We start from the raw sequence: 15734 nt of genomic DNA, 5'->3' as shown, positions 1-15734 counted from the left end.
AATAAATTGCAAAATGTTCAATTTGCAGTGTATTGCCATCAAGAACTTAAGTCAATTGCCATCTTATCCGGATGGAAAATAATGACAACAGACCGCGCGGCGGGGCGCCACGGGGCACAGCGAAGGCGGTCAGCGCCCGTCGCCATGCGGCCGGCCCGGGCCTTTGCAGGCAAGCATCAGCTGCGCCGCGCTTCCAGCACGCCGCTGACGTCCTTGATCACATTCAAGGCTTTCAGCAACTGCGCCGTCGAGCTGATCTCGGCCGTAAAGGTCATGCGGGCCTGGCCCTTGGCGCTTTGCGTGTTGACGCCGATGACGTTGATTTTTTCACGCGAGAAGATCTCGGAGATATCGCGCAGCAGGCCCTGGCGGTCGCCGGCGAGGATGAAGATGTCGACCGGATACACCGTATCGTGTCCGCCGGTGCTGCCCCACTCCGTGAAAATCACGCGTTCGGGCGCCTTGGCGCGCATTTCCTCGAAGTTCTTGCAAGTGGCGCGGTGGATCGAGACGCCCTTGCCGCGCGTGACAAAACCGACGATGCTGTCCGGCGGCGCCGGCTTGCAGCATTTGGCCAGCACCGTCATCAGGCCTTCGGTACCGACCACCAGCACGCCGGACTTGGCGCCCTGCTCCACGCTGGAGGCGCGGCTTTTGCCGACCAGCACGGCGTCTTCCGGTGCCGCCACTTCGCCGTTGTCGTGCAGCGCCTGCTCCACATGACGCAGGCTGAATTCGTCCTTGCCGACCGACAAAAACAGTTCATCGACCTTGCCGAACCCCAGCTTGTGCGCCAGCGCTTCGAGGTTGACGGCGGTCTTGCCTTCGCGCTGCAACGATTTTTCCACCAGCGCGCGGCCGTGGCCCAGGGTTTCCTGCATGTCGATCGCATGGAACCAGGCGCGGATTTTCGAGCGCGTGCGGGTGCTGACGGCGTAGCCGGCGCTGAGCCAGTCGCGTGACGGCCCGGCCGTGCCCGGCGCGCCCTTGGCGGTGATGATTTCGCAGGTCTGGCCGTTTTTCAGCTGGGTGTTCAGCGGCACCATCACGCCGTCGACCTTGGCGCCGCGGCAACGGTGACCGACGTCACTATGCAGGTGGTAGGCAAAGTCGACCGGGGTGGCGCCGACCGGCAGCTCCAGCACGCGCGCCTGCGGCGTCATGACGAAGATGCGGTCGTCCAGGGTGGCGGACTTGAGCTTTTCCACCCATTCACGCTGGATTTCTTCCTGGCCGACGACAGCATCGGCCACATCGCTCTTCCACGCCAGCAACTGGCGCAGCCAGGCGATCTTTTCGTCGTATTTTTGACCGGCAAAGTTCGAGCCGCCCTCTTCCTTGTAGCGCCAGTGCGCGGCCACGCCGTATTCGGCAAAGCTGTGCATTTCGTTGGTGCGGATTTGCACTTCCAGCGGCCGGCTGTCATCGGCCATCACCACCGTGTGCAGCGACTGGTAGCCGTTCGGTTTCGGGCGCGAGATATAGTCGTCGAATTCCTTCGGGATCGGGGTCCAGATATTGTGCACCACGCCCAGCACCGTGTAGCAGGTCTTCACATCGGCGACGATCACGCGAAACGCGCGCACATCGTACAAGGCCGTAAAGTCCAGCTCCTTGCCGCGCATCTTGTTCCAGATGCTGTAGATATGTTTCGGGCGGCCGAACACTTCGGCCTGGATGCCGGCCGACGCCAGTTCCGTCTGCAGGCGCAAGATCGCCGAGGAAACAAAACCCTCGCGCATCATGCGCTTTTCTTCCAGCATCTTGGCGATGCGCTTGTAGGCGTCCGGTTCGATAAAGCGGAACGACAGGTCTTCCAGTTCCCACTTCAGCTGCCAGATGCCGAGCCGGTTGGCCAGCGGCGCGTACAGGTCCAGGGTTTCCCGGCCGTATTCGCGCGTCATGTCATTGAACAACTTCAATTCCGCAAAATAACGCAGGGTGGTCACGCACGACGCCAGGCGCACCAGCACCACGCGCATGTCCGACGCCATCGCCAGCAGCATCTTGCGCAGGGTTTCCACTTGCGCCACGGCTTGCTGGGCCGCATTCTTGCCGCGCCCACCGGCGCCGCCCGCATGCGAGGTCTGGGTCAGCGCGCGCAGCCGTATCAGCTGGCGCACGCCGGTGGCCAGGTCGCACACCTGCTTGCCGAAGCGCGGTTCGATATCGGCCGCCGTATCGGGTTCGAGCAGGGTCAGCTCGAACATCAGGCCGGCAATCCGGGTTTCCGCATCGCTGCGCAGGAAGGCCAGGGTGGTGGCCACGCCGATGGCGAAGTCGAGCGCCGGGCGGCCGGCAAAGGTCAGCTTGTCGCCATACGCTTCGGTCGCATAGGCCAGCGCATCGAGCACGCGCGCGCTGTCCGGCGCACTCAGGCCCTCGACCAGTTGATCCGTGGTGGCGCTATTCGGGGCCGAAGTGGAAACCATGGTGACCTTAGCGTTCTGCAGCGATGATGACGATTTCAACCAGGCAAGCCGGGTTGGCCAATCTGGCTTCGACGGTGGCGCGCGGCGGCGTGTGGCCCGAGGCCACCCAGTCGTCCCACACTTCATTCATGCCGGCAAAGTGCTGCATGTCGGCAATATAGATCTGGCACGACAGGATGCAGGTCTTGTCGCTGCCCGCTTCCATCAGGAGGCGGTCGACATGGCCCAGCACTTCGCGGGTCTGGCCGACGATATCCTGGGTGGTGTCTTCGGCGATCTGGCCGGCCAGGTAAATGGTGCCATTGTGGATGGCGACTTCGGACAGGCGTTTGCCTACATGCAAGCGGGTAATTTCCATGCTTTTCTTTCTGTTTGTTTCAAAATCGTATGACAAATTCGGTAACACTTTTACTTGTTCAGCAGGAACTGGCGCGCAATGGCGATCTGATCTTCATGGATAAAGGTGGGCGCATGGCCGACGCCGGCAATTTCCACCAGTTGCGCTTTGGGGCCACGCTGCAACATGGCTTGCGCCGTGTCGTGCGTCAGCAGGTCCGATTCGGCGCCACGCACCAGCAGGGTCGGGCAGCGCACGGCATCGTAGGCGGCCCACAGCATGGCTTCGTCGCGCGCGGCCGATTCCGGCGTGGCCGAACGGAACGGCAGCGCCAGGCCCATATCGTAATGGCGGCGCCAGTAGCCGTCCTTGTCCTGGCGCAACACGTCCTGGGCCAGCTTGTGCCATTGCGCTTCCGTGTGCGGGCCGAAACTGGCCGACACGGCGCGCACAAAGGCAGCGCCCTGGTCAAAGGAATCGAAGCGCAGATCCTGGCCGATATAGTCGCCGATGCGCTGCAGGGCTTCCGGCGCCAGGGTCGGGCCGATATCGTTGAGAATCAGCTTGCTGACGGGGCTGTGCGGCAAGGACGCCAGGCCCAGGCCGATCAGGCCGCCCATCGAGGTGCCGAACCAGTCCACCGTCTGGCGCTCGCCATAGTCCAGCACGCGCGCCAGCAGGGTCACCATGTCGCTCACATACTGCGGCACGCGGTAGAACTCCGGGTTGGCCAGCCAGCCGGAACGCCCGCGGCCGACCACGTCGGGACAGATCACGCGATAGTCGCTGGCCATGGCCTGTGCCAGGCTGTCGAAGTCGTCGGACACGCGCGTGACGCCGTGGGCGCACACCAGCACATTGGGATTGTCGGGCGCGCCCCATTCTTTATAGGACATGCTGTGCAGGCCGGCCGGGGAAATGCACTGGACGGACTGGATACGGGCTTCGATCATGCTAATTCCGGTGGTGGAGTCGATGGGAAAACAGCAGCGCGCCGTACCAGGTGACGGGTGCCGCGCGCAAGCCTCTGGCGAAGTGTAGCGCAGCACGCGCAATGCTCCAAGCGCACGGCTGATTTGCTGCGGCGCAGCATGCCCGGTGCGGCTTTCCCATTGTTAAATACCCGATATACAAAATGTGCATATCTGCGGTTATCCACAATTGAGCGGGCGATCCAATGCGCGGATGATCGCATCCATCAACCCGCAAGAGGAGACTTTCCGTGAAAAAACCATTCTATAAAATCCTGTACGTACAGGTGCTGTTCGCCATCGTGGCGGGCGTGCTGCTGGGGGTGTTCTATCCATCGAACGCCGTCGACATGAAGCCGCTCGGCGATGGCTTCATCAAACTCATTAAAATGATCATCGCCCCGGTGATCTTCTGTACCGTGGTATCCGGCATCGCCGGCATGCAGGACGTCAAGAAAATCGGCCGCGTCGGCGGCAAGGCCCTGATCTACTTCGAAGTCGTCTCCACCTTCGCCCTGGCCATCGGCCTGGTGGTTGCCAACGTGCTCAAACCGGGCGCCGGCTTCAACGCCGATCCGGCCCACCTGGACGCCAAGTCGATTGCGCAATACACGCACGCCGAAGGCCTGACCACCACCGATTTCCTGATGAACATCATCCCGAAGACGTTTGTCGATGCGTTCGCCAAGGGCGACATCCTGCAAGTGCTGCTGATCGCCATCCTGTTCGGCTTCTCGCTGTCGCTGCTGGGCGAGCGCGGCCGTCCGGTTACCAAGCTGATCGACGAACTGTCGCATGCCATCTTCGGCATGGTCAACATCATCATGAAAGTCGCTCCGATCGGCGCGTTCGGCGCGATGGCCTTCACCATCGGCAAATACGGCCTGGCTTCGCTGATCCCGCTGGCTAAACTGATGGGCTCGTTCTACCTGACCTGCTTCCTGTTCGTGTTCGTGGTACTGGGCCTGATCGCCAAGTACACGGGCTTCTCGATCGGCCGCTTCCTGCTGTACATCAAGGAAGAACTGCTGATCGTGCTGGGCACCAGCTCGTCGGAATCGGCCCTGCCGGCCCTGATGAAGAAACTCGAACGCCTGGGCTGCTCCAAGCCGGTGGTTGGCCTGGTGGTTCCTACCGGCTACTCGTTCAACCTGGACGGCACCAACATCTACATGACCATGGCCGCCCTGTTCGTGGCACAAGCGACCAACACCGAGCTGACCATCTGGCAAGAGCTGACCATCCTCGGCGTGGCGATGCTGACCTCGAAAGGCGCGTCCGGCATCACCGGCGCCGGCTTCATCACCCTGGCCGCGACCCTGGCCGTGGTACCGACGATTCCAGTGGCCGGCATGGCGCTGATCCTGGGCATCGACCGCTTCATGAGCGAATGCCGCGCGCTGACCAACTTCGTCGGCAACGGCGTGGCCACCATCGTCGTGTCGAAATGGGAAAAAGAACTGGACATGGACAAGCTGCACAGCGAGCTGGCCAATCCGACCCACCCGGCCGATGACACGCTCATCACACCGGCAGTCAGTATCGTGAAGTAATCCTTCACCTGTCAAAAAAGCCCCGCGGATCGCTCCGCGGGGCTTTTTTTATGGCCGCAACATTTGACGAATATCAATTCACAGGAAACGATGCATCAATTTTTTGCTGGATGATCAACGTATCAAAAACATTTAAAGTTGATCCATTCGTCGGCAAACCCATGCATAATCATCCACACAGGATTGCAGCATGACACCGATTCATTTCACCCTTGAATGGAGTACGCCATGTCCACCTTCCCCTCGCCCGCCCTCCTCGCCACTTGGACCCCACGCCTGCTGGGCATCCTGCGCATCATCGCGGGATTCCTGTATCTGCAGCACGGCACGGCCAAGCTGTTCGGCGCGCCGCACGTGGCCATGTTCGATGGCCTGCAGGTGTTCTCGCTGATGGGGGTGGCCGGCATCCTGGAACTGGTGGGCGGCGCTCTGCTGCTGCTGGGCCTGTTCACCCGCCCGGTCGCCTTCATTTTGTCGGGCCAGATGGCGGCCGCCTATTTCATGGCGCATGCGCCGCAAGGCTTCCTGCCGATCCTGAACGGCGGCGAACTGGCGGTGCTGTACAGTTTTATCTTCCTGTATTTCGCGGCGGCGGGTGGCGGCGCGTTCAGCCTGGATGGACTGCGCGGCAAGGCACACAATCGCTGAACTGGATACTGCAAAGCCAGCCTTTATGCGAGAAACACACTCGCTGGAACATGGAAGCGCTTGGCCAGCGCCTTGATTTGCCGGACATTCATTTCTCGCTTGCCACTGAGCAGTTCGGATACCACGCCTTGCGTGCCGATCTCCTGCATGTCCGATTGCGTCAATCCATGTTGCGCCATCAACAGCCGCAAGGTTGCGGCAGGGGGCACTGGTTGCGGCTGAAAATTGGCATCATCATAGTCGCCGATCAGCCCGCCCAGATGATGCGCCAAGGCGGCAAGCGGATGGTGTTCATCTGCGGCACCGGCATCGAGCAAGCCATTCAATACCCGCACCGCCTGCTTGTAAGCGGACTCATCCTGAATCGCGTGCAGCGGCACCAGGGCCGACAGGGCGCGATAATGCTCGGTAATTGCCGCGACTTTCTCGCGATCCATCAGCGCTTCCATGCGTCATACTCCTTGTGTGTCAGGACGTGCCGGATAAACAGCATCTGGCGATTGAAGTGAATCGCCGCGATGATCCGGTACTTATTTCCACCAATATCAAAAACATAGTAATTGCCAACCCGATCGGTCGCATTGCATGCAGACTTCAGATCAGCAAAACCAGCAAATGTCCTGGACTCGATAATTTTTCGCCATACCTGCAGCGGCTCCGACGCCAAGGGATGACTTTCAGAAAAATCCACCAGTGCCTTGTTGGTAACGACGCGCATCGCGGAACCACTCAAGTGTCTTGATGATTCCAGAATATCTCAAATTGAGATTCTCATCAAGCTACCCGATCCGCTGATCGACCGGGCAGCTTGCACGACATCAGAAACGGCTGCTCAGCTGCACATACACCGTACGCGGCTGGGCCACGTATTTGCCAAGGTTGTTGTCGTCGAACGAGCGCGTGTAGTAGCGGTGGTCGAACAGGTTTTTCACGCCCAGGCTCAGGTGAAACGCGGCCGGCAGGCTGGCGATGTCGACGCTGCCGCGCGCGGCCCACACGCCATAGCCGGGGATGCGGCCATTGTTGCCGGCCGCGTTTTCCATCACGGTATTGGCGCTGTCCGCGTATTGCCCGCCTTCGAACATGCCGTCGACGCTGGCGCTCCACTTGCCGGCCTGGTAGCCGATGCCTGCCGTCCCCTTGTGGCGCGGCGAGAACGGCACCTGCTTGCCGAAGTTGGGGCCGTCTTCCTTGATGGCGGCGTCGACCAGGGCATAGCTGGCGTAGACATTCACGCCGCCGCCCAGCTCGTACTGCACGCTGCTTTCCAGGCCGCGGTGACGTGTCTTGCCGCGCGCAGACACGCTATTGTTCTGCTGGTTGCTTTCGTACTGGTTGCTGAAACGGATCAGGAACAGATTGGCGTCAACACGCAGGCCGCCTTGCTGGTAGCGCGTGCCCACTTCCCATGAGCGGGCCTTTTCCGGCTCGGCGCCGCCACTGCTCACGGCATTGGCCATTTTGCTGTACTGCACCGTGCCAAATGAACTGTCGCCGCTGGCATACACATTCCACGCATCGCTGACATGGTAGATGGCGCTCAGCGCCGGCAGCAGCACATTGTAGTTGCCGCCATCGCGCTTGGCCGTCAGGTTGTTGTCCTGGTACGACCGGATGCGCTCGTTGCGCAGGCCCGGCGTGACGGTCCAGTTGCCGATATCGATACGGTCGTCGATGAACAGCGCATGGGCGCGCGTGCTGCCCGAGGTGTCGCGGTCAACCGGGCTGCTTTCGGTCGGCAGAACGCCGCCCGTCTTCAGGCGCCAGTAACGCAGTTCGTGGCTGGACTCGTCGACAAAGCGGTGGCCGACGCCGATTTCATGGCGCACCTGGCCCGCGCGAAACGCTTGCGCGTAGCGCGTTTCCACGCCGCGCACCGTGTAATTGCGCGGCGACAGGGTCAGGTTGCGGCCCTGGTCCAGGTAGCCGCTGCGCAAGGTATCCGTATAGAACGCCTGCATCGTGAACTGGCGTTGGCGGTCGGGCTTGTATTCGTAGCTCAGGCTGGCCAGGTTGCGGCGGCCCCAGAAATTGTCGTACGGGCGCGTTGATTGATACGGGTCGCGCGCGAAGGCGGCCGTCGTCAAGCCGCCCGGCATCTCGGCTTCGCCGTCATAGCGCTGCAGCATGGCGGTGACGCTGCTGGCGCCATCGATCCGGTAGCGCCCTTTCAGGATCAGGTCGTCGATTTTGGTGTCGCTGTGTTCGCGCCAGTCGCTGCCGCGCACGCCGCTGTACAAAATCGCGCCGCCCAGGCCATTGTCCAAAGTACCCCCGAGCATTGCGCTGGTGTGGGTCTTGATGCTGTCGCTGGACGACGAGGGGCTTTGCTCGGCCTGCACGCTGACCTCGGCGCCGGCTGTTTCCGGAATCGCGCGCGTGACGAAGTTGACGATGCCGCCCACGTTTTGCGGGCCATAGCGCACGGCGCCGCCGCCGCGCACCACGTCGACCGCATCCATATTGCCCATCGAAACCGGTGCGAACGACAGCTGTGGCTGGCCATAGGGCGCGAACGGCACCGGGATGCCGTCCATCAGGACGGTCGAGCGGGCCGCCAGGCGCGGATTGAGGCCGCGCACGCCGAAATTCAAGGCCATGTCGTGGCTGCCGGTGCCATTGTTGGCGGGCGCCGAGACGCCTGGTATGCGGTTGAGCACGTCACGCGCATCGGTCGCGCCCAGGCGCACGATCTGGTCGCGCCCCACCACGTCGCGCGCGCCGCCATGTTCAAAGCTGGAGTGCGCATCGGGCCGGGCCAGCCAGTTGCCGACCACGGTGATGACCGCCATGGCCTGCTCGCGCGATGGTGCGGCCTGGACGCGCAATACATAACTGCCCGGCGCGCGCAGCATCGCTTCCAGGCCGCTGCCGGCCAGCAGCAGCTGCAAGCCTTGCGCCGGCGTATGGCTGCCGCTCAATGCCGGCGCGTGCTTGCCGTCGGTCAGGCTGGCATTGGCCGACAAGGCGATCCCCGCCTCGCCGGCAAAACGGCTCAGGACGGTGCTCAGTGGGCCGGCGGGCAAGTTGTACTGGCGCACAAGGCCAGCATCGGCCACCTGCAAGGTGGCAGACGGTTGCACGGCAACGGCTGGCAGCGCCAGCAGGGCAAGATGGATGGTCAGGGCCAATTGGCGGCGTGGAGCGATACGGGATGACATGGGGTCCTTTCAGTTGAGATCAGCTTTCTCCTGTTTGCCAATCGAGCGCTGAAAAGCGGAACTCCCTTTGCAAAAATATTTTCAGGGCGGCGCGTCGCGGGCCGCAATCGTCACCCACCACGGCATCGTGCGCTGCACGCGCACCGGCAGGCTCGCTTCGAGCATGGCCAGGATGGCGTCCTGGTCATCGAGCGGATAAGCGCCCACCAGCCGCAAGCCAGCCACTTGCGGATCGCAGCCCAGGTGGCCGTGCCGGTAGCGCGCCAATTCCTGCACGAAGTCCGCCAGGCGCATGTTATCGGCCAGCAGCATGCGGCGCGTCCAGGCCGGCGCCGCCACGCCCTCGGCTGCCGGCGCGGCAACCCGGTTGGCGTCAAATTGGGTCAACTGGCCGGCCGGTATCACGACGGGCCGGCCATGGCGCGGCGTGATTTCCACCGCGCCCTGCTGCACGGCCAGCCAGGTGCGCCCGGCGGCCTGCCGCACCTCGAAACGCGTGCCCAGCGCGCGCAGGCTGCCCTGCGCCGTGCGCACCAGCAACGGGCGCGCCGGCTGCACGGTATCGGCGGCGGTGCTGAGCTCGATGCGCCCCTGGCGCAGCACGATGCGGCGCGCGCTGGCGCCGTAATCGATGTCGACCACGGTATCCGTATCGAGCTGCAACTCGCCGCCGTCAGGCAAGCGCAGCCGGCGTAGCTGGCCGATACCGCTGGCATGGCTGCCGGTGCCTGCCAGTACGCCGCCCGGCTGCTCATCGTCGCGCCACCACAGCGCCAGGCCGCCCACGGCCGCGACCAGCATGGCGGCAAAGGCGCGCCGGCCCTGTGCCGGACTGCCGGCAAGCGCGGCGCGGGCGCCATGCGCCGACAGCGGCGGCAGGCCGCGAAACTGCCCGCTGATCGCCTGCACCTGGCGCCAGGTGTCGGCATTGCGCGGATCGGCGTCCAGCCAGCGCTGCCATTTGGCGCGCTCGGCCTCGCCCGCCTCGCTGGACTCGAGCAGGGCAAACCATTCGGCCGCCTGTTGCAAGATGATGTAATGGTCGCGCGGGGGCGTGGCGGCGTGCATCAGGCCTCCTGCTGCAGGCACAGGCACTGCAACATGGCTTGCGCCATGTATTTGCGCACCATGCGTTCGGAGACGCCCAGTTCAAGGGCGATCTCGGCATAGCTGTTGCCGTCGAGCTGATGCAGGAGGAAGGCGCGGCGCGCCTTGTGCGGCAAGCGCGCCAGCATGGCGTCGAGCTGCTGCAGCGCTTCGAGCACCAGCAGGCGCTCTTCCGGTGATGGCGCCAGGGCCTCGGGCAGGCCGGCCAGCGCGTCCAGGTAGGCGCGTTCGATATCGAGGCGGCGCCAGTGATTGACGGCCAGGCCGTGCGCGATGGTGCGCAGATAAGCGCGCGGCTGCAGCAGGGTCAGGCCGGCGCGGCCCGCCAGCACGCGCAAGAAAGTGTCATGCGCCAGGTCGGCCGCCAGGTGGCTGGAACCGAGTTTGTGGCGCAGCCACGACAGCAGCCAGCCATGATGTTCGCCATACAGCCGCCCCACGGCGTCGCCGTGCTGGACATCGGTGTCTGGGAAAGGCTTGCTGGCAGGCATGAGAGCGGACTGCCTGGGGGCGAGTCTATAATAAATGAGAAGCATTCTCATTATCGAGCAAATCCCCGCTGACTGCAAGCCAGGGGCGCCCAAAAGCAAACGGCGGACATCGCTGTCCGCCGCTATTTTTTTACATGAAGCGGGGTATTACACAGCCGACACGTCCAGTTCCGCACCGGTGGCGGCCTGGATTTGCTCCTTGGTCACGCCGGGCGCCAGCTCGACCAGTTTCAGGCCGTTTTCCGTCACGTCGATCACGCCCAGGTCGCTGATGATGACGTCGACCACGCCCACGCCCGTCAGCGGCAGGTCGCACTGTTTCAGCAGCTTGTGCGACGTCGTGCCATCCTTGGCGGTGGCCACGTGTTCCATCAGCACCACCACGCGCTTGACGCCGGCCACCAGGTCCATCGCGCCGCCCATGCCCTTGACCATCTTGCCTGGAATCATCCAGTTCGCCAGGTCGCCTTTTTCCGACACCTGCATGGCGCCGAGGATGGCCAGGTTGATCTTGCCGCCACGGATCATGCCGAAGGAATCGGCCGAGCTGAAGTAGGCCGCGCCCGGCAAGGCCGTGACGGTCTGCTTGCCGGCGTTGATCAGGTCGGCATCGACCTCCTCGTCGGTGGGAAACGGGCCGATGCCCAGCAAGCCGTTTTCCGACTGCAGGAACACTTCGATATTCTCAGGCACATAATTGGCCACCAGGGTCGGCAAGCCGATGCCCAGGTTCACATAAAAACCATCCTGCAATTCTTTCGCGGCACGCGCCGCCATTTCATCACGAGTCCAAGCCATGTCTATCTCCGTTGTCTTTTTTATGCTTCGGTGCGCACGGTGCGCTGCTCGATGCGTTTTTCCGGCGTGGCGTTGACGACGATGCGGTGCACGAAGATGCTCGGCGTATGCACGTCGTCCGGATCGATCTCGCCCACTTCGACCAGTTTTTCCACTTCGACGATGGTGATCTTGCCGGCCATCGCCACGTTCGGGTTGAAGTTGCGCGCCGTCTTGCGGTACACCAGGTTGCCGGCGCGGTCGGCCATGTAGGCTTTCACCAGCGACACATCGGCCACCAGGCTGCGCTCCATCACGTATTGCTCGCCGTCGAATTCACGCAGTTCCTTGCCGTCGGCGACGATGGTGCCGACGCCGGTCTTGGTGAAGAAGGCCGGGATGCCGGCGCCGCCGGCGCGCAGTTTTTCCGCCAGGGTACCCTGCGGCGTGAATTCCAGTTCCAGTTCGCCGGCCAGGTACTGGCGCGCGAATTCCTTGTTTTCGCCCACGTAGGAGGCGATCATCTTCTTGATCTGGCGCGTGGTGAGCAGCTGGCCCAGGCCGAAGCCGTCGACGCCGGCATTGTTGGAAATGGCGGTCAAGCCGGTCACGCCGGAATCGCGCAGGGCTTCGATCAGGGCTTCGGGTATGCCGCACAGGCCGAAGCCGCCGACGGCAATGGTCTGGCCGTCCTGGACGATGCCTGCCAACGCCGCAGCGGCGTCAGGATAAACTTTGTTCATGGGTGTCCCTCTGGTGTGTTTGAGTTTTTTGTGAAATTCTTTGCCGCATCTTGGCATGCGTCTGTGACGCCTGCAGCGACTCAGCATAAAATACGCCGGTCGAAAGTACAATACCGTAGAACTACCGGCGCCGTGCCATGCTTCCCCCTGTGAGAGTGATCCCCGTCAGATGAATGCCGCGCCCGCCGTCGACTACGAAAGCATCTTCCTGCACGCGCCGGTCGGCATGTGCATGTCGGAGAACCGCATCATGCGCAGCTGCAACGAAGCGCTGGCGGCCATGTTCGGCTACACGCGCGCCCAGCTCGATGGCCAGTCCTTCGAAGTACTCTACCCTACCCACGATGAATTCCTGCGCACCGGTGAGCGCATCATTCCCATCATGAACGCCAAAGGGCGCTACTCGGACGAGCGCATCATGCGCCGCAACGATGACGAACTGTTCTGGTGCCATGTGACGGGCCACGCCATGCTGCCGGGCCAGCCGCTGGGGGCCGGCATCTGGACCTTCGAGGATGTCAGCGAACAACGCCCCGTAACGGCGCAGCTGACGCCGCGCGAGCGTGAAATCGCCGCGCTGCTGGTGGAGGGCAAGACCAGCAAGCTGATCGCCCGCCAGATCGATCTCAGCCCGCGCACGGTGGAAATGCACCGCGCCAAGCTGATGCGCAAGTTTGCCGCCTCGACCTCATCGGAACTGGTGCACAAGCTGGTGGGACTGCGCTGGCAACCTTAAAAAGCCGTCATGCCGCCGTCGGCCGAGATGATCGCGCCATTGATGAAGTGCGAATCCTCGCCAGCGAGCAATAACAGCAAGCCATCGAGATCTTCCGGCTTGCCCGGCCGTTTATTGGGCAGCATCTGGATCAGCTTCTGGCCCTGCTCGGTGGCAAAATAATCCTCGTTGATCTCGGTAGAAATATAGCCCGGGCAAATGGCGTTGGTGTTGATGCCATACTTGCCCCATTCCGCCGCCATGGCGCGCGTCATGTGCACCATGCCGGCCTTGCTCATGCAATACACGCCGATCTGCGGCAGCACCTGCAGGCCCGCCATCGAGGCGATATTGATGATGCGGTGCTGTTTCTTCGGGTCGCCCTTGGCGCGCGCGATCATGCGCTTGGCCGTTTGCTGGGCCACGAAGAAGGAACCGCGCAAATTGGTGTCCATCACGAACGAGTAATCTTCCGGCGTGACGTCGACCAGGCGCTGGGTGGTCGACACGCCGGAATTGTTGACCAGGATATCGATCGGCCCCGCCTCCGTTTCCGCGTGGGCGATGGCCGACTTGATGCTGGCAAAGTCGGTCACGTCGAGCGCCACCACGTGGGCGGCGCCGCCGTCGGCCTCGATCTCGGCGCGCAGTTCCTTCAGGCGCTCGGTGCGGCGCGAGGCCAGCACGACCTGGGCGCCGGCCTGCGCCAGCACTTTCGCAAAGCGCGCACCGAGGCCGCTGGAGGCGCCGGTAATCAGGGCGATCTTGCCCTCGAAATTGACTTCTATGCCCACGGGCTACTCCTGTTTTGTTTTGAATAACACTTTATCGCTGGCATGGTCAACCGGACAAGTTCCTGCCGGCCACGGCTGGGCTAAAGTAAACGCCATCATTACACAAAATGCCCGGATTTAGATTGCGGCGAGGGGCATTGTCACGCAAAATGGCGCCAAAGTTGCAATCCGCGCCAAAAACAAGCACACTCGTGCTTAAATTTATCCGCGATTCCCGCTCACCGAATTCAGTAACCATAAAACGAGACCATGACACAGCCAAATAATTTAATCGAACAGTACGGACCGCGCGAGGCCATGGAGTATGACGTGGTGATCGTCGGCGGTGGCCCGGCCGGCCTGGCCGCCGCCATCCGCCTGAAACAGCTGGCCGCCGAAAAAAGCCAGGAAGTGTCGGTCTGCGTGCTGGAAAAAGGCGGCGAACTGGGCGCCCATATCCTGTCGGGCGCCATCATGGATCCGAAGGCCCTGACCGAACTGATCCCGAACTGGAAGGAACTGGGCGCGCCATTGAACACGGCCGTGACCGAAGACCGCATCCTGTTCCTGACCGAAACCAAGGCCATCAAGACGCCGAACTTCGCCGTGCCGGCCTGCTTCGAGAACCACGGCAACTACATCGTCTCGCTGGGCAATGTGGTGCGCTGGCTGGGCCAGCAGGCGGAAAACCTGGGAGTGGAAATCTTCCCGGGCTTCCCGGCCGCCGAGATTTTGTACAATGAAGACGGTTCCGTCAAAGGCGTGGCGACCGGCAACATGGGCGTCAAGCGCGACGGTGAACCTGGCCCCGACTTCCAGCTGGGCATGGAATTGCACGCCAAGTACACCCTGTTCGCCGAAGGCGCGCGCGGCCACCTGGGCAAGCAGCTGATGGCCAGGTATAACCTGAACGCCGGCAAGGACCCGCAATCGTACGGCATCGGCATCAAGGAACTGTGGGAAATCGACCCCGCCCAGCACCAGCCGGGCCTGGTGATCCACTCGACCGGCTGGCCGCTGGATGCGAAAACCTACGGCGGCTCCTTCCTGTATCACCTGGAAAACAACCAGGTGATGGTCGGCTATGTGGTCGGCCTGAACTACGAAAACCCGTATTTGTCGCCATACGAGGAATTCCAGCGCTATAAAACCCATCCGGAAATCCGCAAGTTCTTCGAAGGCGGCAAGCGCATCTCGTACGGCGCGCGCGCGATCACGGCCGGCGGCCTGCAGTCGCTGCCGAAACTGGTGTTTGCCGGCGGCGCGCTGATCGGCTGCGATGCGGGCTTCCTGAACATGAGCCGCATCAAGGGCAGCCACGCCGCCATCAAGAGCGGCATGCTGGCGGCCGAAGCGGCGTTTGGCGCACTGGGCGAGCAGCGCCAGCACGACGAACTGGCCAGCTATCCGGTCGCGTTTGAACAATCCTGGCTGCATGAAGAGCTGCACGTGGCGCGCAACGTCAAGCCATGGCTGTCGAAAGGCCTGTACCTGGGCAGCCTGATGACGGGCATCGACCAGATCATCTTCCGCGGCAAGGCGCCGTGGACCCTGCACCACACGCATGGCGACCACGAATGCCTGAAACCGGCGGCACAGTCGAAAAAGATCGTGTATCCGAAACCGGACGGCAAGCTGACCTTCGACAAGATGTCGTCGGTGTTCATCTCGAACACCAACCACGCGGAAGACCAGCCTATCCACCTGACCCTGAAAAACGCCAGCGTGCCGGTCGACGTCAACCTGGCCACGTATGCGGGTCCGGAGGCGCGCTACTGTCCGGCCGGGGTCTACGAATTCGTCAAAAACGACGACGGCGCCGAACGCCTGCAGATCAATGCACAGAACTGCGTGCACTGTAAAACCTGCGACATCAAGGATCCGACGCAAAATATCGTCTGGGTCACGCCGGAGGGCGGCGGCGGGCCGAATTATCCGAATATGTAAGCACTGTCGCAGCAAGCTGCGGTAACATGGCGTGGACACCTGATGGTCTCCACGCCATTTTTCGTTGTGGCCCGTGATC

15 protein-coding genes are annotated in these 15734 nt (G+C 62.5%); 4 read left to right on the top strand and 11 right to left on the bottom strand.

The features are described 5' to 3' along the window. Positions 1-176: 176 nt before the first annotated feature. Genes ACP7B7_RS10240 through ACP7B7_RS10230 form a run of 3 tightly spaced genes read right to left on the bottom strand, consistent with a single transcriptional unit; the run spans position 177 to position 3722 of the window. Positions 177-2432 carry a RelA/SpoT family protein gene (locus ACP7B7_RS10240; protein ID WP_426076597.1) on the bottom strand — a complete coding sequence of 752 codons (2256 nt, stop codon included), beginning with the start codon at positions 2430-2432 and terminating at the stop codon, positions 177-179. A 7-nt stretch (positions 2433-2439) separates the two neighbouring features. Next, positions 2440-2790 carry a RidA family protein gene (locus tag ACP7B7_RS10235; protein ID WP_426076596.1) on the bottom strand — a complete coding sequence of 117 codons (351 nt, stop codon included), beginning with the start codon at positions 2788-2790 and terminating at the stop codon, positions 2440-2442. Between the two features lie 50 nt (positions 2791-2840). Next, positions 2841-3722, bottom strand: coding sequence for an alpha/beta fold hydrolase (locus ACP7B7_RS10230; RefSeq protein WP_426076595.1), 882 nt, complete (start codon positions 3720-3722; stop codon positions 2841-2843). Positions 3723-3991: 269 nt separating this feature from the next. Here ACP7B7_RS10230 and ACP7B7_RS10225 point away from each other — a divergent pair, with 269 nt between their 5' ends. After that, positions 3992-5293, top strand: coding sequence for a dicarboxylate/amino acid:cation symporter (locus tag ACP7B7_RS10225; RefSeq protein ID WP_426076594.1), 1302 nt, complete (start codon positions 3992-3994; stop codon positions 5291-5293). A 228-nt stretch (positions 5294-5521) separates the two neighbouring features. Next, a complete protein-coding gene (locus ACP7B7_RS10220; protein WP_308920424.1) occupies positions 5522-5941 on the top strand; it encodes a DoxX family protein in 420 nt (139 codons plus the stop codon). 23 nt (positions 5942-5964) lie between these two features. Here ACP7B7_RS10220 and ACP7B7_RS10215 read toward each other — a convergent pair whose 3' ends face one another. From ACP7B7_RS10215 to ACP7B7_RS10185, 7 genes are all read right to left on the bottom strand, one after another. Then, a complete protein-coding gene (locus ACP7B7_RS10215; RefSeq protein ID WP_308920423.1) occupies positions 5965-6390 on the bottom strand; it encodes a helix-turn-helix domain-containing protein in 426 nt (141 codons plus the stop codon). Next, positions 6378-6659, bottom strand: coding sequence for a type II toxin-antitoxin system HigB family toxin (locus ACP7B7_RS10210; protein WP_308920422.1), 282 nt, complete (start codon positions 6657-6659; stop codon positions 6378-6380). Before ACP7B7_RS10210 ends, ACP7B7_RS10215 begins: the two co-directional genes overlap by 13 nt. Positions 6660-6759: 100 nt before the next feature. Beyond that, positions 6760-9102, bottom strand: a complete 2343-nt coding sequence (fecA, locus tag ACP7B7_RS10205; RefSeq protein ID WP_426076593.1) for a TonB-dependent Fe(3+) dicitrate receptor FecA — start codon at positions 9100-9102, stop codon at positions 6760-6762. Positions 9103-9183: 81 nt separating this feature from the next. Beyond that, positions 9184-10170 carry a FecR family protein gene (locus tag ACP7B7_RS10200; protein ID WP_308920420.1) on the bottom strand — a complete coding sequence of 329 codons (987 nt, stop codon included), beginning with the start codon at positions 10168-10170 and terminating at the stop codon, positions 9184-9186. Next, positions 10170-10700 carry a sigma-70 family RNA polymerase sigma factor gene (locus ACP7B7_RS10195; protein WP_308920419.1) on the bottom strand — a complete coding sequence of 177 codons (531 nt, stop codon included), beginning with the start codon at positions 10698-10700 and terminating at the stop codon, positions 10170-10172. The genes ACP7B7_RS10200 and ACP7B7_RS10195 overlap by 1 nt, the downstream gene beginning before the upstream one ends. Before the next feature lie 147 nt (positions 10701-10847). Continuing rightward, positions 10848-11498 carry a CoA transferase subunit B gene (locus ACP7B7_RS10190; protein WP_308920418.1) on the bottom strand — a complete coding sequence of 217 codons (651 nt, stop codon included), beginning with the start codon at positions 11496-11498 and terminating at the stop codon, positions 10848-10850. A gap of 20 nt (positions 11499-11518) precedes the next feature. After that, on the bottom strand, positions 11519-12220 hold the full coding sequence (locus tag ACP7B7_RS10185) for a CoA transferase subunit A (RefSeq protein WP_308920417.1): 702 nt from the start codon (positions 12218-12220) through the stop codon (positions 11519-11521). Positions 12221-12389: 169 nt separating this feature from the next. On the opposite strand from ACP7B7_RS10185, the gene ACP7B7_RS10180 reads away from it, so the two are divergent. After that, entirely contained in the window at positions 12390-12956 is a 567-nt protein-coding gene (locus tag ACP7B7_RS10180; protein ID WP_308920416.1) for a LuxR C-terminal-related transcriptional regulator, read from the top strand. Here the strand turns inward: ACP7B7_RS10180 and ACP7B7_RS10175 are convergent. Beyond that, the gene (locus ACP7B7_RS10175; protein WP_308920415.1) at positions 12953-13729 is read right to left on the bottom strand and encodes an SDR family oxidoreductase; all 777 of its coding nucleotides are present in this window, start codon (positions 13727-13729) and stop codon (positions 12953-12955) included. The genes ACP7B7_RS10180 and ACP7B7_RS10175 overlap by 4 nt on opposite strands. A gap of 249 nt (positions 13730-13978) precedes the next feature. Between ACP7B7_RS10175 and ACP7B7_RS10170 the strand changes: the two genes are divergently transcribed. Next, positions 13979-15655 carry an electron transfer flavoprotein-ubiquinone oxidoreductase gene (locus ACP7B7_RS10170; protein WP_308920414.1) on the top strand — a complete coding sequence of 559 codons (1677 nt, stop codon included), beginning with the start codon at positions 13979-13981 and terminating at the stop codon, positions 15653-15655. Positions 15656-15734: the final 79 nt, after the last annotated feature.

It is taken from the genome of Janthinobacterium sp. PSPC3-1 (assembly GCF_049896105.1).
GTDB lineage: Bacteria > Pseudomonadota > Gammaproteobacteria > Burkholderiales > Burkholderiaceae_D > Janthinobacterium.
This window is presented reverse-complemented; position numbering and strand designations above follow the sequence as displayed.

What these genes read in the sequence shown, in the direction of transcription:
- fecA (WP_426076593.1), bottom strand. Translation starts at nt 9,102, where the DNA reads ATGTCATCCCGTATCGCTCCACGCCGCCAATTGGCCCTGACCATCCAT.
- ACP7B7_RS10230 (WP_426076595.1), bottom strand. Translation starts at nt 3,722, where the DNA reads ATGATCGAAGCCCGTATCCAGTCCGTCCAGTGCATTTCCCCGGCCGGC.
- ACP7B7_RS10210 (WP_308920422.1), bottom strand. Translation starts at nt 6,659, where the DNA reads ATGCGCGTCGTTACCAACAAGGCACTGGTGGATTTTTCTGAAAGTCAT.
- ACP7B7_RS10215 (WP_308920423.1), bottom strand. Translation starts at nt 6,390, where the DNA reads ATGGAAGCGCTGATGGATCGCGAGAAAGTCGCGGCAATTACCGAGCAT.
- ACP7B7_RS10185 (WP_308920417.1), bottom strand. Translation starts at nt 12,220, where the DNA reads ATGAACAAAGTTTATCCTGACGCCGCTGCGGCGTTGGCAGGCATCGTC.
- ACP7B7_RS10220 (WP_308920424.1), top strand. Translation starts at nt 5,522, where the DNA reads ATGTCCACCTTCCCCTCGCCCGCCCTCCTCGCCACTTGGACCCCACGC.
- ACP7B7_RS10195 (WP_308920419.1), bottom strand. Translation starts at nt 10,700, where the DNA reads ATGCCTGCCAGCAAGCCTTTCCCAGACACCGATGTCCAGCACGGCGAC.
- ACP7B7_RS10200 (WP_308920420.1), bottom strand. Translation starts at nt 10,170, where the DNA reads ATGCACGCCGCCACGCCCCCGCGCGACCATTACATCATCTTGCAACAG.
- ACP7B7_RS10170 (WP_308920414.1), top strand. Translation starts at nt 13,979, where the DNA reads ATGACACAGCCAAATAATTTAATCGAACAGTACGGACCGCGCGAGGCC.
- ACP7B7_RS10180 (WP_308920416.1), top strand. Translation starts at nt 12,390, where the DNA reads ATGAATGCCGCGCCCGCCGTCGACTACGAAAGCATCTTCCTGCACGCG.
- ACP7B7_RS10190 (WP_308920418.1), bottom strand. Translation starts at nt 11,498, where the DNA reads ATGGCTTGGACTCGTGATGAAATGGCGGCGCGTGCCGCGAAAGAATTG.
- ACP7B7_RS10235 (WP_426076596.1), bottom strand. Translation starts at nt 2,790, where the DNA reads ATGGAAATTACCCGCTTGCATGTAGGCAAACGCCTGTCCGAAGTCGCC.
- ACP7B7_RS10240 (WP_426076597.1), bottom strand. Translation starts at nt 2,432, where the DNA reads ATGGTTTCCACTTCGGCCCCGAATAGCGCCACCACGGATCAACTGGTC.